The organism is Psychrobacter piscatorii (assembly GCF_904846415.1).
Taxonomy (GTDB): domain Bacteria; phylum Pseudomonadota; class Gammaproteobacteria; order Pseudomonadales; family Moraxellaceae; genus Psychrobacter; species Psychrobacter piscatorii.
Genome location: NZ_CAJHAR010000008.1, coordinates 92,271 through 115,197, shown reverse-complemented (window position 1 = coordinate 115,197; position 22,927 = coordinate 92,271). Strand labels below are relative to the sequence as shown.

At 45.5% G+C, this 22,927-nt stretch carries 20 protein-coding genes; 10 read left to right on the top strand and 10 right to left on the bottom strand.

Annotated features, from left to right (window positions below; translation table 11 throughout):
- Positions 1-59 precede the first annotated feature (59 nt).
- Positions 60-1,772: a urocanate hydratase gene (gene hutU, locus JMX83_RS05690; RefSeq protein ID WP_201599562.1), complete on the bottom strand. Its 1,713-nt coding sequence runs from the start codon at positions 1,770-1,772 to the stop codon at positions 60-62.
- Between the two features lie 293 nt (positions 1,773-2,065).
- On the opposite strand from hutU, the gene JMX83_RS05685 reads away from it, so the two are divergent.
- The 4 genes from JMX83_RS05685 (at position 2,066) to JMX83_RS05670 (ending at position 5,510) form a co-directional block, all read left to right on the top strand.
- On the top strand, positions 2,066-2,809 hold the full coding sequence (locus JMX83_RS05685; protein ID WP_201599561.1) for a UTRA domain-containing protein: 744 nt from the start codon (positions 2,066-2,068) through the stop codon (positions 2,807-2,809).
- A 324-nt stretch (positions 2,810-3,133) separates the two neighbouring features.
- Positions 3,134-3,970 (top strand): amino acid ABC transporter substrate-binding protein, encoded by an 837-nt coding sequence (locus JMX83_RS05680; protein ID WP_075106829.1) that lies wholly within the window; start codon positions 3,134-3,136, stop codon positions 3,968-3,970.
- A complete protein-coding gene (locus JMX83_RS05675) occupies positions 3,970-4,707 on the top strand; it encodes an amino acid ABC transporter permease (protein ID WP_075106828.1) in 738 nt (245 codons plus the stop codon). The genes JMX83_RS05680 and JMX83_RS05675 overlap by 1 nt, the downstream gene beginning before the upstream one ends.
- Before the next feature lie 59 nt (positions 4,708-4,766).
- On the top strand, positions 4,767-5,510 hold the full coding sequence (locus JMX83_RS05670; protein WP_201599560.1) for an amino acid ABC transporter ATP-binding protein: 744 nt from the start codon (positions 4,767-4,769) through the stop codon (positions 5,508-5,510).
- A gap of 221 nt (positions 5,511-5,731) precedes the next feature.
- On the opposite strand, the gene JMX83_RS05665 is transcribed toward JMX83_RS05670, so the two are convergent.
- From JMX83_RS05665 to JMX83_RS05650, 4 genes are all read right to left on the bottom strand, one after another.
- On the bottom strand, positions 5,732-6,685 hold the full coding sequence (locus JMX83_RS05665; RefSeq protein WP_201599559.1) for a DMT family transporter: 954 nt from the start codon (positions 6,683-6,685) through the stop codon (positions 5,732-5,734).
- Positions 6,686-6,907: 222 nt separating this feature from the next.
- A complete protein-coding gene (locus JMX83_RS05660; protein ID WP_201599558.1) occupies positions 6,908-7,555 on the bottom strand; it encodes an anthranilate synthase component II in 648 nt (215 codons plus the stop codon).
- Between the two features lie 72 nt (positions 7,556-7,627).
- Entirely contained in the window at positions 7,628-9,046 is a 1,419-nt protein-coding gene (locus tag JMX83_RS05655; RefSeq protein ID WP_201599557.1) for an anthranilate synthase component I family protein, read from the bottom strand.
- Between the two features lie 87 nt (positions 9,047-9,133).
- Positions 9,134-9,409 (bottom strand): Trp family transcriptional regulator, encoded by a 276-nt coding sequence (locus JMX83_RS05650; RefSeq protein ID WP_201599556.1) that lies wholly within the window; start codon positions 9,407-9,409, stop codon positions 9,134-9,136.
- A gap of 500 nt (positions 9,410-9,909) precedes the next feature.
- Between JMX83_RS05650 and JMX83_RS05645 the strand changes: the two genes are divergently transcribed.
- Complete coding sequence (locus JMX83_RS05645) at positions 9,910-11,997, top strand: TonB-dependent receptor domain-containing protein (RefSeq protein WP_201599555.1); 2,088 nt, start codon at positions 9,910-9,912, stop codon at positions 11,995-11,997.
- A gap of 163 nt (positions 11,998-12,160) precedes the next feature.
- Entirely contained in the window at positions 12,161-13,501 is a 1,341-nt protein-coding gene (locus JMX83_RS05640; protein WP_201599554.1) for a PepSY-associated TM helix domain-containing protein, read from the top strand.
- A gap of 429 nt (positions 13,502-13,930) precedes the next feature.
- Here the strand turns inward: JMX83_RS05640 and JMX83_RS05635 are convergent, their stop codons facing one another.
- The 4 genes from JMX83_RS05635 to JMX83_RS05620 all read right to left on the bottom strand — a co-directional run bounded on the left by JMX83_RS05635 (position 13,931) and on the right by JMX83_RS05620 (position 18,219).
- Positions 13,931-14,701, bottom strand: coding sequence for an iron ABC transporter ATP-binding protein (locus JMX83_RS05635; RefSeq protein ID WP_201599553.1), 771 nt, complete (start codon positions 14,699-14,701; stop codon positions 13,931-13,933).
- A gap of 59 nt (positions 14,702-14,760) precedes the next feature.
- A complete protein-coding gene (locus JMX83_RS05630; protein WP_201599552.1) occupies positions 14,761-15,846 on the bottom strand; it encodes an iron chelate uptake ABC transporter family permease subunit in 1,086 nt (361 codons plus the stop codon).
- A 113-nt stretch (positions 15,847-15,959) separates the two neighbouring features.
- Complete coding sequence (locus JMX83_RS05625; protein WP_201599551.1) at positions 15,960-17,054, bottom strand: ABC transporter permease; 1,095 nt, start codon at positions 17,052-17,054, stop codon at positions 15,960-15,962.
- 112 nt (positions 17,055-17,166) lie between these two features.
- A complete protein-coding gene (locus tag JMX83_RS05620) occupies positions 17,167-18,219 on the bottom strand; it encodes a siderophore ABC transporter substrate-binding protein (protein ID WP_201599550.1) in 1,053 nt (350 codons plus the stop codon).
- 560 nt (positions 18,220-18,779) lie between these two features.
- Here JMX83_RS05620 and JMX83_RS05615 point away from each other — a divergent pair.
- From JMX83_RS05615 to JMX83_RS05605, 3 genes are all read left to right on the top strand, one after another.
- Positions 18,780-19,760 (top strand): energy transducer TonB, encoded by a 981-nt coding sequence (locus tag JMX83_RS05615; protein ID WP_201599549.1) that lies wholly within the window; start codon positions 18,780-18,782, stop codon positions 19,758-19,760.
- Positions 19,761-19,868: 108 nt separating this feature from the next.
- Positions 19,869-20,564 (top strand): MotA/TolQ/ExbB proton channel family protein, encoded by a 696-nt coding sequence (locus JMX83_RS05610; RefSeq protein WP_201599548.1) that lies wholly within the window; start codon positions 19,869-19,871, stop codon positions 20,562-20,564.
- A gap of 50 nt (positions 20,565-20,614) precedes the next feature.
- A complete protein-coding gene (locus JMX83_RS05605; protein WP_201599547.1) occupies positions 20,615-21,016 on the top strand; it encodes an ExbD/TolR family protein in 402 nt (133 codons plus the stop codon).
- A gap of 200 nt (positions 21,017-21,216) precedes the next feature.
- Here JMX83_RS05605 and JMX83_RS05600 read toward each other — a convergent pair whose 3' ends face one another.
- A complete protein-coding gene (locus tag JMX83_RS05600) occupies positions 21,217-21,750 on the bottom strand; it encodes a DUF2799 domain-containing protein (RefSeq protein WP_227675748.1) in 534 nt (177 codons plus the stop codon).
- A gap of 400 nt (positions 21,751-22,150) precedes the next feature.
- Between JMX83_RS05600 and JMX83_RS05595 the strand changes: the two genes are divergently transcribed.
- Positions 22,151-22,753: a hypothetical protein gene (locus tag JMX83_RS05595; protein ID WP_201599546.1), complete on the top strand. Its 603-nt coding sequence runs from the start codon at positions 22,151-22,153 to the stop codon at positions 22,751-22,753.
- Positions 22,754-22,927 lie beyond the last annotated feature (174 nt).

Below are 22,927 nucleotides of genomic sequence, written 5' to 3'. Positions count from 1 at the left end.
GATAAATAGGCGATTATGTCCTTATGCCTAGCTACAAGCTCATAAGGACAGAGGGCAAATTATTTGATCATCGGTAGCTTTAAGCCATAATCTTTTGCAGTTTTGATCGCCAGCTCATAGCCTGCATCGGCATGACGCATGACGCCTGATCCGCAGTCATTGACCAGTACTCGTGACAAGCGTTTGGCGGCAGCATCTGTACCGTCCGCCACGATGACCATGCCTGAGTGTTGCGAGTAACCCATGCCGACGCCGCCGCCATGATGTAGTGATACCCACGTTGCACCGCCTGCCACGTTCAGCATACCGTTTAACAGTGCCCAATCAGATACCGCATCTGAGCCATCTTTCATGCTTTCTGTTTCGCGGTTTGGACTGGCGACAGAGCCCGTATCTAGGTGATCACGACCAATGACGATAGGGCCTTTGAGCTCACCGTTTTTGACCATTTCGTTAAATGCTAGACCTGCTTTGTCACGCTCGCCAAGTCCTAACCAGCAGATACGAGCAGGCAAGCCTTGGAATTGAATACGCTCTTTTGCCATATCGAGCCAGCGATGGATATGCTTGTTTTCAGGGAACAGCTCTTTGATTTTTTGATCGGTCTTATAAATGTCTTCTGGATCGCCTGAGAGTGCTACCCAGCGGAATGGGCCTTTGCCTTGGCAAAACAACGGACGAATATAAGCAGGGACAAAACCTGGGAAGTTAAAGGCATCTTTGACGCCTTCATCAAACGCCACCTGACGGATATTATTACCGTAATCAGTCGCTGGGATATTCATCGCTTGCAGATCCAAAATCGCTTGGACGTGTACCGCACAAGATTGAGCAGCGGCTTTGGTGAGGGCTGCGTGTTGCTCCGGATCTTCTTGGGCAGCTTTCCATTCTTCAACGGTCCAGCCGCTTGGTAGATAGCCATTGATCAAATCATGCGCCGAGGTTTGATCGGTGACCAAGTCAGGCTTCATGCCGCTAGCGTTGGCGCGTTTAACCATTTCAGGCAAGATATCTGCAGCGTTACCAAGTAGAGCAATAGAGACGGCTTCGCCTGCGTTCGTATGTTGTTTGATTAACTCATAAGCATGGTCAAGATCGCGCGCTTGCTTGTCGACATAACCCGTACGTAAGCGGAAATCGATACTAGACTGCTGACATTCGATGTTCAGTGAAGTCGCACCCGCAAAAGTCGCGGCTAGTGGCTGTGCGCCGCCCATACCGCCCAGACCCGCGGTCAAAATCCAGCGACCTGCCCAGCTGCCATCATAATGCTGACGACCTGCTTCGACAAAAGTCTCATATGTGCCTTGGACAATGCCTTGTGTACCGATATAAATCCAGCTACCTGCCGTCATCTGACCGTACATAAATAGGTCTTTACGATCGAGCTCATTGAAGTGCTCCCACGTTGCCCAGCGCGGTACAAGGTTAGAGTTCGCAATCAACACGCGCGGTGCGTTTTCATGGGTCTGAAACACGCCCACAGGTTTACCTGATTGCACCAATAACGTTTCGTCATCTTCTAACGCTTTTAACGATTCTAAGATTTGATCATAGCTTTCCCAATTGCGGGCTGCGCGTCCGATACCACCGTATACCACAAGGCTTTTTGGGTTTTCTGCTACATCAGGATGTAGGTTGTTTTGCAGCATACGATACGGCGCTTCGGTCAGCCAGCTTTTGCAATGTAGTGTGCTGCCTGTAGGCGCGGCGATATCGCGAGACTCATCACGGCGGGTAAGCTTATTGTTGATTCCATTTTCAGTAGTCATGGTCATATCCTTGTGGTAACTAATAGGGTAATAAAATAATCAGAGTAGGTGTTTTACAGTCAGTCTATAAACGCATCGAAATATAGAGTAGCTAGGTCAAGATTTTTAGACTTGCTATAAGTTGTATATACAAATTATCAAAGATACTTTTTTCATGCAAGGATTTTTTGATAAAAATTAGAATTAATGAAAAAAAGAGCATAACTGATAGAGTGATATGAATAAGAGTTCGCATGATTGTCGTGATATTATGGCGCTACTCTTATTAGCGGAACTGACGGTTTAAAACAAATATGACAAAAACGATTCCGGCGTATCAGCGGATTAAAAATGCGATATTAGACAATATTCACTCTGGCAAATGGCAAGCAGGCAATGCGATCTCTACAGAAATGGCACTGGCTGAGGAGTTTGGTGTTTCTCGGATGACGGTGAATCGCGCGCTCAAAGAGCTAAGCGAAGAGCGTGTATTGGAGCGCCGTCAAGGCTCAGGGACGTTTGTCGCGCAGCAGCAGTTCAATCATACCTTTGTGGAAGTGCGTAATATCGCAGAGGATCTCAAATCTGCCAATCGCGATTATGAAGCAAAAGTGGTGAGTAAGCGTGCGGTCACAGCCTCGATGCTCGATGATGAGTTGCGCCGTAAGTTTGGTATTGATGAGATGGCTACCGTGACTCATAAAGACGCTAGTGATGCACCGATTTTATACGAGGTGAAAATCATTCACGTTGCCGATGGTCAGCCCATACAATTCGAAGAGCGCTGGGTCGATGCCAAAAAAGTGCCTGAGTTTATCAAGCAGGATTTTACTGTGGTTAATACCAGTGATTATTTGGTTGCCAAAATACCGCTAGAGAGTGGTAGCTATACTATACGTGCGCTTGCGGCACCAGTCGAGGTGGCAGATGCTTTACAGATTGCAGCGCAGTCACCAACGCTCGTATTACGTCGCCAGACTTATTCAGCCGGTCAGGTCGTCACTTTTGTGAAGATGTGGCATGCCGGTGATCGCTATCAGTTCTCGGGTGAGCTGTAGTCGTCCATTAATGACAGTCACTACCTGACGTATACTCACTGATTTTGTACGTTTTTTCTGTCTAAAGTGAGATACTATATCCATGAGCTGCGATTTACTTAGCAGCAGTAGCGATTTATTGAAGAGCACTCTGATCGTAATACGCTTAAAAAATTCAAAAATAATAGGGAAGCCGCATTGAAAAATATGCTGAGCACCCTCAAATCGAGCAGCCAAAGCCGAATATTGCAGAGCGGTTATTATATTATCCTCTTGTATCGGCCTTTCCCTATTTGTTGGCGCTAACCATTTTCACTTATTCATTTACTCTTATAAGGACGTCTTATGAAACGTCGTACTCTTTTAGCCCTTGCTGCTAGTACTGTTTTGCTTGCCGCTTGTGGTCAGTCTAATACTAATGAAGCCGATACTACTGCCACTGACACTGCGTCGACAGGCGGTTCTGATTTGCTGCAACGTATCAATAACGGCGGCACGATTAACGTCGGTACAGAGGGTACGTATCCGCCGTTCACGTATCATGATGAGAGTGGTAAGCTGACAGGCTATGACGTCGAAGTGACGCGTGCTGTCGCGGACAAACTGGGCGTTGATGTTGAGTTTAAAGAGACTCAGTGGGATGCGATGCTGGCAGGTTTGGACTCAAAACGCTTTGATATGGTTGCCAACCAAGTCAGCTTAACGACGCCTGAGCGTCAAGCCAAGTATGACAAATCTATGGCTTATAGCTGGTCAGGCGCGGTTGCATTGGCACCGACTGATGACAACCGTTATAGCTCTTGGGATAACCTAAAGGGTTTACGTACCGCGCAATCACTCAGCAGTAACTACGGCGAGCTAGCAGAAAAATACGGCGCAGAAATTGTCCCTGTCGATGGTATGGCACAAGCGATTCAATTGGTGAAGCAAGACCGCGCTGACTTCACGATGAATGACAATCTAGCCGTGCTTGATTATCTCAAAAAATTTCCAGATTCTGATCTTGAGATCAAACTGACAGCCCCACCAAGTGAGCAAACAGGCTCAGGTCTCGTGCTTATCAAAGGCAACGATGAAGTTGTGGCAAAATTGGATGAAGCAATGGCAGCACTTGCCGCTGACGGTACACTCACCAAACTTAGTGAAGAGTTCTTTGGTGCTGATGTAAGTCAACAAAAGTAATGTTGGCTTCTATCACATCTGTGCTCGCTGAACTATTGGCATTATTGCCATTTATGAGTCCTGATCGAGCACAGATTGTCATCTCGTCGTTTTGGCCAATGCTCAAAGGCGGTATCTATTATTCGATACCGCTGGCATTGATCTCATTTGCTATTGGTATGGCGATTGCCCTGACCGTTGCATTGATTCGGATTGTACCGCGTGCTGGTTGGTTCCATGAGATCATTTATCGCTTGGCTCGTATCTATGTATCCGCGATTCGTGGTACACCGATGCTGGTTCAGCTGTTTATTATTTTCTACGGTTTACCAAGTGTGGGCGTCAAGCTCGATCCGTTTCCTTCAGCGATTATTGCATTCTCGCTCAATATTGGTGCGTATGCATCAGAGACGGTGCGCGCCTCGATTTTGTCTATTCCAAAAGGGCAATGGGAGGCGGGTTCAACCGTTGGCTTGACGTATTTGCAGACTTTCCGTCATGTGATTTTACCGCAAGCGCTGCGCGTGTCGGTGCCGCCATTATCTAATACCTTTATCAGTCTGGTAAAAGATACCTCACTTGCTTCACTGGTATTGGTCACTGAGCTGTTTAAACAAGCGCAGATCATCACGGCTCGTAACTATGAATTTATGCTGGTGTATACCGAAGCGGCGATTATTTATTGGGGTATCTGTCTGTTCTTGACCTTTATCCAAGGCAAGCTTGAAACCAGATTGGATCGTTATGTAGCAAAATAAGCTACGTAGTAAAATAAGTCATGGCTCAATAGACACGCCCTAGCATAACAGGAATTTTTATGATCAAAGTCACTAATATTCATAAAGCCTTTGGTGGCAATCAAGTGCTAAAAGGCATCGACTTGACCATTCATAAAGGTAAAGTGGTCGTCATATTAGGACCTTCAGGCTCTGGTAAAACCACATTTTTGCGTTGTCTTAATGCGCTGGAGATTCCTGATAAAGGTGTCATTGCGTTTGATGATGATAGCTTAAAAGTTGACTTTGCGACTAAGCCAAGCAAAAAAATGCTGCTCGCTTTGCAGCGTAAATCTGGCATGGTGTTTCAGTCTTATAATTTGTTCCCGCATAAGACAGCCATTGAAAATTTGATGCTTGGGCCTACTGTCGTACAAGGACAAAGCAAAGCCCAAGCACGTGAACAGGCTTTGGTATTGCTAGATAAAGTAGGACTATCAGACAAAGCTGATCTCTATCCATTCCAGTTATCTGGTGGTCAGCAGCAGCGTATTGGTATCGCTCGTGCGCTCGCGATTGAACCCTCGTTGTTACTGTTTGATGAGCCAACGTCTGCACTAGATCCAGAGCTGGTACAGGATGTCCTTGAAACCATGAAGCAGCTCGCCTCTGAGGGCTGGACAATGGTCGTGGTCACTCACGAAATTAACTTTGCTCGCGATGTGGCAGACCATGTGGTCTTGATCGAAGACGGCGTTGTCGTCGAAGAGGGTAGCGCCAAGCAGTTGTTTGAAGACTCAACGCATCCACGTACGCAAGCGTTTTTGCAGCGTATCGAGCAGTAAGCGATTTATATCGTTGCAATATGTTTAGTTAGAAAGAGCCCATTCAGGGCTTTTTTTATGTCTATAATTTGAGTTTGACGGTTTGGAATAAATTTTACATAGCCTCTGTCAGCGTAGATACAGCAAGCGAGAAAAATACCTTTTAATCGAGTCTATCTATTGCTTCGCTTTTTTAATCTAGATTTGGCTATCGCACCCTGCCAGACCACCAAATAATAAAGCTAGACCGCTTGCCGTCTTTTGAGCCAGCGAGGAATGCGCGTGGTTGTGCCATTAACAACTGCATTTAACAACGCCGCTAGCAAAATCAGCGTCACGCCCAGATATTGAATCCAAGATAAAGCTTGATGTAGCAGTATCATTGCCAGCGCAATCGCCGTCAACGGCTCAAAAATCGTAAAAACAGAAGCACGAGAGGCGGGGAGCTTCTCTAATGCTTTCATATAAAGGCCAAAGGGCACGACAGTACCCAAGAGTGATAGCCCTAACACATAGCCCCAAGTCAGTAGTGGCAAGGACATTAGCTGCTCATAGGTGTGATACGTTTCGGGCAGTAGTAGCAGCCCGCACGCGCTGATCACTACGGAAGTGAAAAATACCAAAGGGGCAGGGTGCGCATCATGCATCGCACGCTTACCGAGTACGCCGTATAGTGAGTAGCACATCCCTGCTGCCAATCCGAGCAAAACACCCCAATTAACCTCTGCTTGCTCACCCAGCATCGTTAACCCAACCCCAAAAACCGCCATGAATGCCAGCGCGATAGATTTTCGCGTAATGGACTCACTGAGCAAAAACTTTGAGAATAACAAACTAAACACAGGCGCGGTATAAAGCAAAGCCACCGCAGGGCCCGCGCCAACATAACTGACAGCAAAAAAATAGCAGACGGACATCCCCAGCACACCAATCAAGGACTGAAGTGCCAGCCCAAACCACTGCTTGGGTCGTAGTTTGATCAGCTGTGGCCATAGGGTCGGTAGCATGGCTAAAATAATCACTGCTGCCGTCACGATGCGTAATATCGTGACTTGCCAACCACTAAAGCCCATTTGATTGAGATAGGTTGAGAATATCCCAAGCGTCCCCCAGCAGGTTGCCGCGGTAATGATTTGGACAATGCCTATCCATGACTGATGCGAGTGTATCGCCGCTGTACTGTCGATATTTGCCATAGTGGTTTCTTCTTACGATCTAAATGACATTGGGTTATTGCTAGAGCGCTTGTGATGTAAGCGCGCCAAGCCATACTGCAATAAGAAAAGACAACCGGTTCAAGGGCTGTCTTTTGTTGGTTTTTTAAGTCTATCATTAAAAGATCGTAAACTGCTACTAGGGCGTGGTCTAAATTTAATCGACTGTCATTTAAAATGGAAGGCGTGGCTGGATAGTAGCGCTTACACCTGCAATAGAAAGTTACTTAGCAAACGCTTAGCACCTTCAGTGGCAAAAGATTCTGGGTGAAATTGCACGCCTTGTATCGGATAGTCTTTATGCTTTAGTCCCATAATCTCATCGCCCGTCAGCGCAGACTCATCGAAGCTTAATGTCGCTCGCTCGTCATTGGCGACGACTGAGGTAATCGTCAGGCAGCTTGGGATCGTATCGGCTTTTACCACCAGTGAATGATAGCGCATGATCTCAAGCTCTTGCGGTAATCCTTGATAAATACCCTTACCATCATGGCGAATCGATGATACCTTGCCATGCATTGGCACACTGGCACGTATTACATCGCCGCCAAAGACATGAGCGATGCCTTGCATACCGAGGCATACGCCCAGTAGCGGCACAGTTTTACCCAGTTTCCCGATGACCTCACTACAGATACCAAAGTAAGCGGGATCATCAGGGGAGCCAGGGCCAGGTGAAATGATGATTCTATCCAGATTCATTGCTTCCACATCTGCAAGGGTGATTTCATTATTGCGCTTAACGATGACGCTGGTTTCTTTATCATCGCTCAAGGTTTGCAAAATCTCGCCGACATATTGGTAGAGATTGAAGGTAAACGAGTCGTAGTTATCGATAATTAAAACATTCATGGGTCATAAACTCTTTTGTAAGAATATAGCTAGGTAAAATATGGTCGATTTACACAGTACTTCTGGTAGCAATTACGGTTGCATAAAGCTGTCTAGTACGACTTTCATCGCCGACAGTTTACGCTGAATCTCTAGATACTCATCCGCTGGGTTTGAGTCATAGACATTGCCACCGCACGTTTGCGCGTAGGCTGACTCACCGCTGATAAACAGGCTGCGAATTGGAATGGCAAAGATACAATCACCATTAAAGTTAAATGACCCCAGCGCGCCGCCGTACGCACCGCGCCCATCTGGCTCAAGCTCATTGATCACTTTGATGGCCTCTACTTTGGGTGCACCTGATAGCGTCCCAGCGGGGAAGTTGCTGGCAAGGGCGCTAAACATATCTTCGTCAGGATGCAAGATACCGACGATCTCAGAGGAGATATGCTGTACGTGCGAGAAGCGCTTGATATCCATCAAACTACGCACTTTTACCGTGCCAAATCGCGCCACTCGGCCAATATCATTGCGATGCAAATCGACCAGCATATTGTGTTCGGCAATTTCTTTGTCATCGTTGAGCAATGCGCGAGCAAGTTTGCGGTCTTCGACCACATCGACGCCGCGCTTGGCAGTACCTGCGAGTGGGTAAGTTTCCATCTCTCCCTGACGCAAGCGAAACAGTAGCTCAGGGGAAGCGCCAATGATGCACTGCTGAGCAAATTTCATAAAATACATGTGCGGTGACGGATTGACCGCGCGCAGTTTTTCATAAATCGGCATCTTGTCGCCAGCGATACGATATTTGGACTTAAACCCAACCTCACACTGAAAGATACGACCAGAGATGATGTCCTCTTTGACCTGCATCACCACATTAGCATGCTCCTCTTGACTCATACCATCGCCCAAAAATTCAACGGTGGGCGCTTCATAGCTGGGAACTGGCTCATCAAGTAAGGCTTTGATTTGCTCGATGCGATTGTTTTGCTGAGCGGTTGGATAATAAAAATAGAAAATCTCGCCGGTCATCTTATCTAGCGTTAATCCATCTAAATACACGCCGAATTTGAACGGCTCAAAGTCTTCACTGGCTTTGGCTGTCAGGCTTGGCTCAAAAAAATTCACACAGTCATAGCCCAAATAACCGACGAGACCGCCACTTTGATCACGGGCAATGACATGCTGCGGTGTGATGGTGCGGAGCAATTGATAAGGATTGTCAGTTTGATAACGAGTCGTTTCAGTCGTTTTATTGTCAGTGATAGCGAGCGTATTACGGTCAATAGCGGCGATGGTGGTCACAGGGTCAAAGCCGATGGCATGATGGCGTGAGATATGACTGTCTTCACCCAATGATTCGAGTAAATAACAGGTGTCGAAAGCGCTTTCGATACGTTTGAATAGCGCAAAAAAATCGATATCTTGCGTGAGCTTGATGCGCTGTGGTTTGCTCGGGATATCGATAGGTGCAGGTTGGGTATGTATGGGCGTACTAGCAGTCATAATAAAGTCCAAAATGGTTCAAATATGTGTCAATCAACAATTAATAAAGTAATGAGTAAAAGGGTAGAAAGTATTGGGATCGAGGGTTTAGGCACGTTCTCTATGGGTCGCAAGCAATGCACTTACATCGTGGCTGTGCATGGCTCTAGCACCGCGAGAGACAGTCGCGATACCAACGCCTAGTTGCTCAGAGATGTCACGCTGCGTGATACCTCGATCAAGCAAGTCAAAGATACGAATACGGTTAGCAATGTCGTGCTGCTCTTTATCCGTCAGCAGGGCACTGAGTAGCTTTTCAATCTCTGTGCTATCAGTACAGTTTGCCAGATGACTCAGTAAGCTGTGATAAGGGTCGGTACTCATAATTTATCGTCTTATAATCAGTCGTCTTAATCAAAAACAGTCAGAATAGCCATGATATTTTTGGCTTGTATCAGCATTCTAGTACAGTAGTACAAGAAATACAAGTGATGAGCTAAGTTAATAGCAGGCTGCTATAGAAGTGATGATTTTAAGCCTTGCTGATACAGATTCAACTCGTAGTCATTATCATATTCGATAGCCTATTTATAGTTAGTACCAAGCGTTGCTGCGTTGTATTGCTGCGTTCACTTGGCGTACTAAGTACTAGAATTGAGAATGTATGATATTAATTATTGCCAAATTGTTAATACTTAGTTATTATGCCTCTCTTTATTTAAACGCTAATCATTATCATTAGCATTAATAGTGTTATTTGCACGATATGATTGAGTGTTTTTAAGGTAATGAATCGTCTGATAGGCGCTATTTAAAGGCTATTCGATGACAGGTTTTAAAAATAATTCTAATTTTTGACAGTAAATAAAGTGAGTAGATGTGTTATGCGCGAAGTAAAGTTATCTAGCAGATTGACTGTGCTATCTATGGGTGTAGCAGCGGCATTGTGTGCACAAGCTGCCAGTGCTGCAACGGCAGCAGATATGCCAAATACGACGTTGCAAACGATTACCGTGACAGCAAATAGCTCTGTCCGCGATAGTGTACAAGAAGACTCTGTCTATATAGATGACTATACGCCAGCGGCTCAAGCAAGCCATCTGAGCGATTTTCTGGACGTCGTACCGGGGGTAAGCGTAGGCGGTACCTCATCAGTCAACCAACGTATTCGTGTACGTGGTCTTGATGATACCAATCTAAAAGTAACGATTGATGGCGCACGTCAAGAAGGCGCGTTGTTCTACCATATGGGTGATGTCACGATTGATCCAGATCTGCTAAAACAAGCAGAAGTGTCAGTGGGCAATAACTCAGTGACGCTCGGTAATGATGCTATCGGCGGTGCCGTTGCTTTTGAGACAGTCGACGCGGCAGATTTACTTAAGCCTGGTCAAAAAGTAGGTGCTAAGCTGCATACAGGTTATGCTAGCAACAATGATGAGCTGTTAACCTCAGCTACTGTGTATGGTGCGCCAACAGAAAATGTTGATTTACTGGCTTATTATGGCAAACGTGATGCGGACGCTGGTGAAGATGGTAAAGGTCGTAAAATCCAAACGGAAAACAGCGAAGGCGAAAACATCTTATTAAAAGCGGGTGCGTATGTCGGTAGTGATCATCATGTAGGCGCTAGCTTTAGCCGTACCGAAAACAAAGGCAAGTTCCCATTACGTCCAGATTTTCCTGCTGGTGGCTGGAACCCAATCATTCCGCAGGAAGTCAAACGCGATACCTATGCGCTTGACTACGCTTATAGTCCTGCCAACCAGTTGGTCGATGTAGACGCCAATATATATCAGACCAGCACACAGATTTTGCGTAACTCTGATGGCATACCTGGGTTTGAGTTTGATGCGGAAGTCAAAACCACAGGCGGCAAAATACAGAACACCAGTATCGTTGATAGCAGTATTATCAACGGCGTACCAGGGGTTCATAAGTTAATCGCTGGGGTTGAGCATTACAAAAAAGAATCTGAGATGGCGCGCGATTTTGGCAAGGCGAGCACTGATGAGGCAACCAATACTTCAGTGTATCTGGAAGACCAATGGCAAATGGGCAAGCTTAGCTTAACGCCAGGTGTCCGTTATGACCGTTATGAGTCTCCAGAGTATGTATCGGCTGGCAAGACTTACGACAATATCGTTGGCGCATTGGCTGCCAGTTATGAGATTGCACCGCGTACCCAGCTATTTGCGAGCTATACGCAGTTATTTAATGGCCCAGATCTTAGCCAAACGATTTTTAATTCCGACGGTGTTGATACCTATGTGAACAATGACCTAAAAGCAGAAGAAGGTGACAATGCAGAAGTCGGTATTGCGACAACGCTGCGTGGTTTGACCATGGCTGATGACTCTTTAAAGCTGAGCGCTAAGTACTTTGAAACCAATATCGAAAACTATATTGAGTTCGTACGTGCAGGTGGCAGTAGAACTGGTATGAATTGTACCACTGGGCAACTAGGTACAAGTGCTGCCCCTGAAGCCTGCCAAGGTGTCATTAATAATGACGAAGATTTTAAGATCAAAGGCGTAGAGCTATCAGCCGATTATCGAGCAGATAACTTCAACATGGGTCTAAGCTATGCTCGTGCGCGTAGCAAAGGCGAAGATACGGGTTACAATATCTCTTCTGTCAGTGGCAGTGGCTCAGAGTCTGGTGACAAGTACATGGTCAATCTTGGTTACGCTCCAACCAGCACTACCGAGCTTGGCTGGCGCAGTACTTATGTCGCCGATGTGACACCGAATACCGCTGGTGATGACAACGAAAAACCAGGCTATGACGTGCATGATATCTTTATGACTTATGCGCCAACTCAAATCGAAGGTCTAAAAGCCACGCTAGGTGTATACAATATCTTTGATGAGACTTATGCAAGCCATGCATCGCGCAACTCTATCGATGATGCCTATACTGATTTTGAAATGGGACGTAATATCAAAACGTCTTTAACGTATCAGTTTTAATATAGCTTATCTGGTTTGAGTCTAATCGTACTTATAGAGTCAGCTGTCTGTATATGGGAGCTGGCTTTTTATTGCCTACTGGCTTTTGGATTGGCTATAGCAGTAATGAAGTGCTAACTGATAAATACCTACCCAAACAACATATAATAAAGAACCAAGACCCATGATTACATTCAATCCTCGCCAAGCCTGCTTGTGGATTCACCGTTATACGGGGCTTGCTATGGCAGCCTTTTTAATCATTGCCAGTCTCACGGGTGTGCTGCTCGCTTTTCATCATGAGCTTGATGATGTGTTTAATCATAAGCTGGCTTATATCGAGAAGCAAAACACGCCGCTACGATCTATCGCCGCGCTACATGACACAGTAATAACGACGTATCCCGATTACACATTTTCTAGTATGCCAACCGCTATTGATGACGGTAAATCGGTTGTATTTGCTGTAGACAGATGGCGCGGTAATGCCAGTTCAGACGCACCTGAGCCAACCTTTCATGAGGTTTATGTTGACCCTCATACTGGCGACATCATCGGCACACGGAATAAAGATACTTGGGCATGGCACAACACCATGTGGAAAGTGTTTTGGTTGCATCGCGACTTATTGCTTGGTGATATTGGTAAATGGGTCTTGGGCATTGTCTCATTGGTATGGACGATTAATTGTTTTATTGGCTTTTATTTGACCTTTCCTCGAGCAGTCAAATCGAGTCAGTCAAAACAAGTCTCTAGCAAAAAACGCGCCTCGCTGTTTAAACGCTGGCTACCTGCATGGAAAATTCGCCGCAAAACCAATACCTTTAAGCTGAACTATGATTTGCACCATGCGTTTGGTCTGTGGCTATGGGTTATGCTATTTGTCATCGCTTGGTCGAGCGTTGGGTTTAATCTAAAACCCGTTTATCAGCCTGTCATGCAGGCAGTGGTCGGTCTGACGCCAAGAGAAAGAGGGCGACCGCCAACCAAGCCTGAACCGAATAAAACAGTAGAAAATCAGGGTAGGGTAGATAAGTCTATAAACTCAAATACGACTGTTAACGATATCCGCAATACAGCGGACGCCACCGCTCAAATAGTCAATAAGAGCAATAGCATTGCCTATCTGAGTGCCCAAGCCGATATTGCGGCGCGGCAGAATGGCACGGCTGTACAGCAGTTATTGGGTATCCGCTGGGTTGCAGAGGACGAGCAATGGCAGATGCGTTTCAAAACAGACAGAGATATTGGTACACACGGCGGCGCGTCATCTATTACGGTTGATGCTGCCACAGGAGAGGTTGCGCGTGTTCATTTCGGTTATCAAAGCGGTTTTGGTAACAAAGTAGACCAATGGCTGTCAACGCTGCATATGGGACATATCGGTCAAGGTTGGAGCCATCGACTGTATCAAGCATTTTTGGCAATGATTGGACTGGCAGTTACGGTGCTATCAGGGACAGGTGTGTATCTCTGGTGGAAAGGCCGACAGCAGCGTTTAAAGGCGTTGCAAAAGGGCCGATGATGTATTTATATTCTTAGGGTGTGTTTTCATTTAGATCCTTATTTACTAAATGAAAACCATACCCTAGTTATCACTTTAATAATAAAAATATGTCGTATGCTATGCAAACAGTGAAAATGCAGCAAGCAAACTTTTCACCTAGCATGACCCACCTATGCCAACCATTATTTTCGTCATAGTTTTTTGTGTAATTTACTGAAGCAATATCTTGAGTAAAATCCATAGGAATAACCACTAATCTTAGAACATATAAAGTCATTCCTAACCAAAAAAAGGTATCTGACACCTCTTTATTTAAAGCGTAATAAATGGACAGGCAAAAGCTAATCACTAAAATTAATAGAGACAGGTTTTTGTAGTTTATCCATCGATTATTTAATAGCGCTTTATGCATCGATAATTTCTTCTGTTGTTTGCGAAATGCTGTACTTAAACCGTATCAACAATCACTGGACGACCCTGATGACTTAGGACAGTGACATCAACGTTGTACAGATCTTTCATCGTTTCTTGAGTAATAACATCAGCAGGGCGACCAACCGCCGTCACTTCTCCTGCTTTCATCGTAACCACTGTATCGGCAAACTGTGCCGCTTGGTTGATATCATGCAGGACAATTACCACGGTTTTTTGCTGATTATGGCTAAGCTGGCGTAGCTCACGCATCAGCCGACCAGCATGATACATATCTAGGTTGTTCAGTGGCTCATCGAGCAATAGATAAGGCGTGTCTTGGCAGACAATCATCGCGATCAGCACGCGCTGACGCTGTCCACCTGATAGTGTTGACAAGAAACGCTCAGCAAGTGGCTCCAGCTCAAAGCGCTCGAGGATTTCTTTTACTTTTTGCTGATCTTCTGCGGTTGGTTGCCCTTGATGATAAGGGTAACGACCAAACATCAGCAGCTCATGCACGCGCAGTCGTCCTTGTACATGATTGTCTTGTCCGAGCATCGCGACCGTCTTGGCCAGTGTGCGCGCCTGACAGCTGACAATATCACGTTCCTCATTATCTACAGCAAAGCTTACTTGCCCAGCTTGTAACGGTTGCAAGCGTGCCATGACAGAAAACAGCGTCGATTTTCCAGCGCCATTGGGGCCAATCAACGCGATCACCTGCGCAGTCGGCAAGGATAGCGTAATGTCATGCAATATCTGTTGTTTGCCAATATGATGGGAGATATTATTCAGTTGAATCATAGCGAGTCTTATTTTAAGAAGTCTTAGGGTTTTCTTTATTAACAGTATCAACTAAGTGGTTATAACGAGCGACGCTGAGACATAAATATCAATGCCAAGAACACGAGGCCGCCTGCTAGCTCTATTACGACGGACAATACGCCTGCCATGTCCAGCACTTGCTCAAAGAATGTTTGACCAAGTACCAGACAAATCATGGCGACCAAACTGACCAATATCAGCCGCTCGGTGTGATACATATGGCGTGCCATACGATTGGTCAATGCACAAACCAATAGACCAAAAAAGGTTACTGGACCGACCAAGGCAGTCGCAGTGGCGACCAGTACAGCGATGATGGTTAATAGACCAAATGCCAGACGTTGATAATTGATACCAAGGTTGATGGCTTGGGCTTGTCCGAGCATTAACACATCGCATTGGTAGCGCCAGCGCCACACAAACACCGCAGTGATGACACAGATAAATAGGCTAATGCCTAATAGCTGAGGATTGACGGTATTGAACTGTGCGTAGCTAGCAGATTGTACGACCACAAAATCATCAGGGTTAATCAGCCGTGCAATGAGTGCGGATAAACTGCGGAACAACACGCCAAAGATAACGCCCACCAATATCAAGCGTGTCAGATCCTGACTGCTTTTAGAAAATAATAGCTTAAATAATAATAAAGATGCCCCAAACATCAGGACAATCTCTAGCGTGAATTTGGCAATAGGATCGAGACTGGTAAAACTAATCGCCCCTAAAAAGAAAACCAGTAAGCTCTGCAACAGAACATAGAGTGAATCAAACCCGAGTAGGGAGGGCGTTAGAATTGGATTATGAGTCAACGTCTGAAACAGTAACGTCGACACGCCAATCGCATAGCCAACCACCATCAGTGCCAGTAATTTCTTGCCGCGTAATGGTAACGCAAAGTCCCAATAGCCATTGACATTGAGTGTCATAAACAAGGTCATCGAGATCAGTAGAATAATGGCTGCAATAGATTTCGGATGCGCAGCTATCCATGCCCAAAATTTTGCCAACTGACTTTGGGCAGCAGCTGAATGCTGACCATTTGCTGAAGATGGGCTGTCTATTGCTGTACTAGTTTCCGTAGAACGAGCCTTTGTGGCAGTAAGCTTAGTCGATGAGAACATAAATAAATCCTATGGTGCCAAGCTTATCTATTCAAGCAAAAAATGAACGGTATTAAATAAATGGTTAATCGCTTAACGATTGCTGTTTTATTATTCAGCTTTACTGCTTAGTCTTATTGCTCAGCTGGCGCGCGCAATAATAGCCACAAAAACAGCACTGTACCGACCACGCCAAAGACGGTGGCAACAGGCACTTCAAATGGATAGCGAATCGAGCGACCGATAATATCGCACAGCAATACTGCCGAAGCGCCAAGTAGCGCGACTGCGGGCAAGCTGCGACGCAATTTATCTCCCATCAGTCGGCTCACAATGTTTGGTACGACGAGGCCAATAAAAGGAATCATACCGACCGTCACGACCACAACGGCACTCATCATGGCGACCATACCCACGCCAATCCACGTGACTTGGCGTTTACTAATACCCAAGTTCAAGGCGATATTGTCACCCAGACCGACGATGGTGAGCTTGTCGGCGATGATATAGGCGAGCACACAGAGTCCGCCTGTCAGCCACAGTAGCTCATAGCGACCTGCCAACACACCTGAAAAATCACCAAACTGCCACACGCTCAGCATCTGTAGTGACTCGGTTTGATAGGCAATAAACGTGGTGACCGCCTCGATAATACCGCCAAACACAATACCAATCAGCGGAATCATCAAAAAATCCGTCGGCGGTATACGATGAATCAGTAGCATAAAGAGCATCATGCCCAGCATGGCGGCGATGGTCGCCACGCTCATCTTTACAATGAGCGCGCTGGCAGGAAATAGCAGACTGACTACCAGTAATCCAAGGGCCGCGCTTTGGGTAGCACCGACCATGGACGGCTCTACAAAGCGGTTTTTTAGCACCACTTGTATGATCATTCCAGCCACTGCCATCGCAATGCCCGTCAAAATAATCGCAACGGTACGCGGGATACGGCTAACCAGTAGTAGTGAGCTGTCAGCATTGGCGCTATGGCTGATGATACTTTGTAAAATACCTAACCACGAAAAATCTGCTACGCCAATCGACAAGCTCAATAGCACCAAAAGCCCCATGATAATGAGGCTTGCGGTGTTAATTAACCATGGTGGTATGGCGGCACGTCGATATTTCGAGCCTAAAGTATGGCTAGCGCTTCCTTGCCAATTTGATACTGGCAAAGAAGCGCTAGGTTTGAGCCTAGCACGAGCACGGTGTGAAAATAACGACATAATCTTTATTGGCTTAAAAATGAGCAGTGATAACGGTAGTAATAGCTGCATGCGTTGTGTGCAGTGACTTGCGCAACGACCTAGTAGGGCGGTTATTCAACAATAAGCACAGTTACTTGGCGTTAGCAAAAGCATCTTTAATCGTTGTGAGATCCTGCATCCATTGGTAATAGCCACCAAACGCTAGGTAAGAGTCTGGGCTCAGATAAACCACTTGCTGCTTGCTCCACGCATTGGTCTGCGCGACCAGCGGATTGTCCAATACGGCTTTGGCACCAATACCGTCTTCACCAATTGCAGCGCTGCGATCGATAACAAACAACCAGTCTGGGTTGGCTTTTTGGATATATTCAAAAGAGACCGGCTGTCCATGAGGAGCATCGGCAATCTGCTTATCTGCCATTGGCACATCTAGCACCGTATGGATAAACCCGTAACGAGATTTGTCGCCATATGCTGACATTTTATTGCCATTGACCATAACGACCAAACCCGTGCCTTTATCTTTGGTGACACCTTTTGTCTCGTCGATAAGCGTATCTATGTCTTGTTGCAATCTAGCAGCCTGATCGCTTTTGCCAAACAGCGCACCCAAGTCATGCAAACGCTGCTTACTCGACTCATAAATATTAGCCGTGTCGATAGACATATCCAACGTCGGCGCGATGTTTGACAGCTCGTTATACTTTTCTGCCATGCGTGAGCCCACCAAGATTGCTTGTGGTTGCATGGCGTTTAATGCTTCAAGATCTGGCTCAAACACAGTACCGACCGCTTTTGGTTCAGGCTGCGTTTCTGAGTGTAAATTGTCTAATCGCAAGTTACCAGGCATGCCGTCAACAGCCACGTCTAGTGCCGCCAAGTCTTGCATCAAGGTCATGTCATACACCACTAACGGTGAGGGACTCATTGCCAGCTCAACATCACCCTTAACCGTATTCACCGTGATTTTTTCAGCAGATACGGCATCGTTGTTGGCAACGTTTGCAGACTCATTAGCCGTTTGATTGGTAGCTGTAGTATCAGCTGATTCAGAGGCGTCAGACTCAGGTGAGCTACAGCCTGTCACACTGATAGCAGCGATTAAAGCTGCCATCATAGTAGCCAATAATGGACGCTTAAAAAAAGGACTGGTAGAGCGATTTGATAATGAAGTAGTAGACATAATAGACTCGGTATATCGTGTATTTAGGCAATCTTTTAACAATCTAATTGCATATGTAGGACAATAAAAAATAGGAGAATGACGAGAGTTATCAAGCATGTTTTTGAATAAATTTGAGATAGGCTGATAGAAATCTCATCGGTTCTGCCTGCTAACCTTGTTCTTATAGGTTAGGCGTTTTTATCGTTTGAATATGCTTATATAAATCATTTTTTAAAATAGGACTGCTAGACAGAACAGCCGCTATGATAAAGTAGTTGAGACTCATTATCAATATAAATGATAATGGTTTTTATTAGCAATAGATGACTATCTATAAATAATTGTCTACAAGATGAGTCAGTATTTGTATCATTGAACAGTTAGTGCTTTTTCCTAAAGATGGTCGGTAGATAAGCCACATGTCTTAAAATAGAGGTATTAGTCAATCAAATAAGCTAAGCAAAAGAAGCTTAAAAAAGTTGGCAAACAAAGAAATATTGTAAATTATTATTGATAATAATTATCGTTTGCATTATTATCTACGCCATTCCATCCCGGACAATAAATATTAGGCTGTTATGAGTTCAACGGATTTAGAGGCCCCACCAATCAGATCGATCCTACTCTCTATTCTAGTAGTAGTAGGGCTGCATGTGCTAACAGCAGTCGCATTGGTGAGCATAAAAGCGCCCAAACTACAGCCTGAGCCAAAACAAGACATACCGCCGGTCGAAATAGAGCTCGTTACGCTACCTGCCAAAAGCGCAGCGCCTATAGCAGAAACGAAAGAACCCGTGCAGCAGGTCAAAAAGGTCACCGTCAAAAAAGAAGTGCAACCTGAGCCTGTACAAAAGCCGAAAGCAGAGCCGCCGCCTAAGAAGCGTGTCGAGACACCTATAGAACCAGCGAAGCCTGTGGTAAAAAAAGTATCTGAAACACCGCCGATCATTGCAACAGAAAAAACATCTATTGACAGTAGTCAAAAGCCTGTACCAAAAGAAGTAGTACCAAAAAAGACAAGCCCAGAACCGATAGTCGATACATCGGCTGCTGATGAACAGCGCAAAGAGGCTGCTGCCCGAGCCAAAAAAGCCGCTCAAGAAGCACAAGACAGAGCGGCGCAAGAAGCTAAAAGAGTCGCGGATGCTAAGGCTGCGGCACAAGCCAAAGCTGCTAGAGAAGCAGAAGCTGCCGCCCAAGCACAAGCCGCTAGAGAAGCCGCTGAGGCTGCTGCGGAAGCTGCTGCTCGAGCACAGAGTAATGAGCCTGTGAGCTTTACTGCGAGTGCTGCTAATTGGGCATCTGCACCAAGATTTAGCTTTCCTGATCGTGCGGCACGTAGAGCGCGTTCAGGTGATACGCTCAACGTGGTATTAGTACTGCGCGTCAATAAACAAGGTGGTATCGATAGCGTGCGATTGGCGCAGTCTTCAGGCAATACTTTGCTGGATAAAGAAGCCCAGCGTCAAGTACGCTCTGGCAAGTTCAAACCCTTTACCAAGAATGGCGCACCAGTGGTAGGTAATGTGACATTGCCGATCAGCTATGCGGTTCCTTAAGCATTTATATTTTATAACAACGTATTTATTGATAATCTTTCATAATAAGACAAGGCATGATACTCACTTTAGTAGCATGTGATGGCATCAAACATTAAGGAGTCTGACATGGACTTTATGCAATACTGGCAGATCAGCGACATGGTGACAAAGACGTTGTTCTTTTTGTTACTTGCGTTATCTATTCTCTCTTGGGTGACAGGTATCGTCCGCGTATTGCAAAGTCGCAAACTGGCGACCAGTGTGGCAGATGATTTGAGTCAACAGCTACAAGCAAAGCAGGCCGATTTGGTTGGCTCTGATGCTGCCGCTCGTCGTTTGGTCACCGAGCAAACATTACTCAAGCACATAGGACGCTACCGTTTTGCGAGCGAGCGTGGCTTACCTATTCTTGGAACGACGGCCGCGATTGCGCCATTTATCGGCTTATTTGGTACGGTATGGGGTATTTTCCACGCGCTGCATAATATCGGTATGAGTGGACAGGCAGGATTGGGACAAGTGGCAGGCCCCGTTGGTGAGGCACTGATTATGACAGGTCTTGGCATTGCAGTAGCGATTCCAGCCGTCGTGTTTTATAACCTAGCAGTACGTATCAATCGCCGTGTGATGTATCAAGCCAATGATAGAGCACATGATCTGTTGTCCAGGTCTGCTGAGCCTGCTGAAACTGTGCCATCGTCTACTAGCCCAAAAGCGGGCGCAACATCGGTGCAGGCGGCCAAAAGCAATCGCTCAAATACTATCGATGCAGCAGTAGACGCGCAGCAAACGCGCCACTACAGCAGCTCTGTAGCAGAATAAAAAAGCACCTCTTGGCGGCATGACAATAAACACAAGTATTGAGAATAATTATGGCATTTCAACTGGGTGATGATGACGTTCAAGGTATGAATGAGATGAACCTCATTCCGCTTATCGATATCATGCTGGTATTGATGATTATCTTTTTATTGACAGCGACCGTGCTGAATCCGACGGTTCCTTTAGATTTGCCAAAGACCAGTGCTGAGGTCAACCAAACCCCGCCAGAAGCCATTCAAATCAGTATTGATAAAGACGCGGGCATATTTTGGGATAGCGATCCCATCAGTATGGAAGCGCTAGAGGTGCGTCTGCAAGAGCAAGGCGCAAGCGGCAAAGATCCTTCAGTACAACTGCGCGCCGATAAAGAAGGTAAGTATGATACGGTCGCTCAGGTCTTGGCGGCTGCCAGTCAAGCGGGACTTACCAAGATTGCTTTTGTCAATGAATAATGGTAGCGATAAATGGTAGTAAGTAGTAATAAGTAGCGAAATGCAACGTCCGTTACAGTAAAAAATTGGCGATATAAATCAACAAGCCAATGAATAGAACGAGCACCATAACAATAATAAGAACGATTAAAATAATAAGCTTTTCTCCGACCTCAGTGACGACTTAAACCTCAAATTAAGTCATCACTGAGGTTTTCTTTTTACCAGCCATACCCAAATGGACGGTAGCCAAAGCCCAGATGTCCATAACCAAATGGATAAGGCGAGCGCAAGTAGTCTAGATCGCGCTGACGGATATAATAGTAGCGTCCTTGAGAGTAAGCTTCCTCTAATTTCTCAATGCCCTCTAATGGACAGACTGGCTGCCAGTCATAGCCTTCGCGACCGAGCTTATAAGCATTCAGCTCGGTACAGTAGTTTTTGAGACCTTGCTGTCGTCCTTGCTCCCACTGTATGCGGTTAGGACTAGCACCGCCGACACTGGCGCAGCTGTTGGTATAGTGCCCGAAGTAAGCCCCTGAACGACCTTGTAGACCATCGGCATAACCGACTTCTTGCCAGTTGCTGCTTTGACATTGCTGCGGGGTCAGGCTTTGGGTGGTGGCACAGCCTGACATTGTTAGCACAATTGCGCCAAGTAGCGATAAGCTCATGCCAGTTTTGCTCAGGATTTTACCTGTCAGCTTGCTCACGTGATAAGCGCTTAATGAGTTTGATTTAATAAGATAATTCATAATAAACCTGCGCGCGTTTAAAATTATGGTTTATCATAGCACTTTTTTACGCCGACCACTTTTTGTATCTGGTTTTTGTATGTGGCTATGCTACTTATGATTAGGTACGCTAAATGTCTGATTTAACAGTATAACTAACAAATAAAGAGTGAGCCATACGGCCAGTTTTTGAGTAGTAGTTGAGTGGCAGTGCTTGATTTTTGCGGGTTCGAGCTCATTATAAGTCTTGCTATATCGTTATCTGTCATGTGAGTAGCAGCCAATTCACGCTAACTATTTATACAGTAGTTATTTATAAAACCGTCATTTTTGCTGTTAGCGTAGACAGCGGTTATCAGCCGTAGTAGTTATATTGATATTGTTTAGCATCATTTTTATTTAGTAAAAAGGCCAGAGCATCATGGGAACAGTGATTGGCGTTATCATCGTACTATTCGTCTTAGGGAGTATGATGGCGCTCAAACCGAATGGTATTGATCAGCGTTTAGAGAAGCTGCGTATGACCGCGCGCCGTTTGCAGCTTAATCCAAAGCTCGTTGCTTGCCCTGATTGGATCAAGGGTCGTGATAATGAATATGGCCGCGGTATGCTTGGGCAATATTGTCTGATATTAGAAGAGACCAAACTGCCGCATACACGTTACCAAGTGATCGATGGACAATGGCGACCAGATAGCAGTTTCGTTGATACCAGTGATGATGCGAAAACACTCCATATTCCAAGCGCTATTCGCTCTACGCAAAGCAGCAATAATGTGACGGTGAAAAAAACCGATTTTAGCTTGGACAAAGCGCCATTAGAGCTACCAGTGAGCATTGAGCCGTTTGTTAAAGGGCTGATGACCAAGGCAAATAGCATTATCATCTATTGGGAAGACATAGCTTACGTGCGCCCAAACTCTAATCCCACGTATCATCAGCAACGGATTGAGGCAGATCTGTTAGTGCTCAAAACAAACCTTGAGAAGTGGGCGATACAAATGCAAAAAGACGTGAAAGGCTAGTAAAGCGCTTTTTTGTCTCCATTAAAGGGCGATATGCAAGCAGTTTTTCATATTCAATTTATTTAAAGTTGACAGTTTAACGCTTAGCAGTGTAACGTCTTTATAACTATATCTTTATTTTATGGTTATAATTTGTTTTATAACCTTTTTTATCAGCAGCCATTATTATTATAA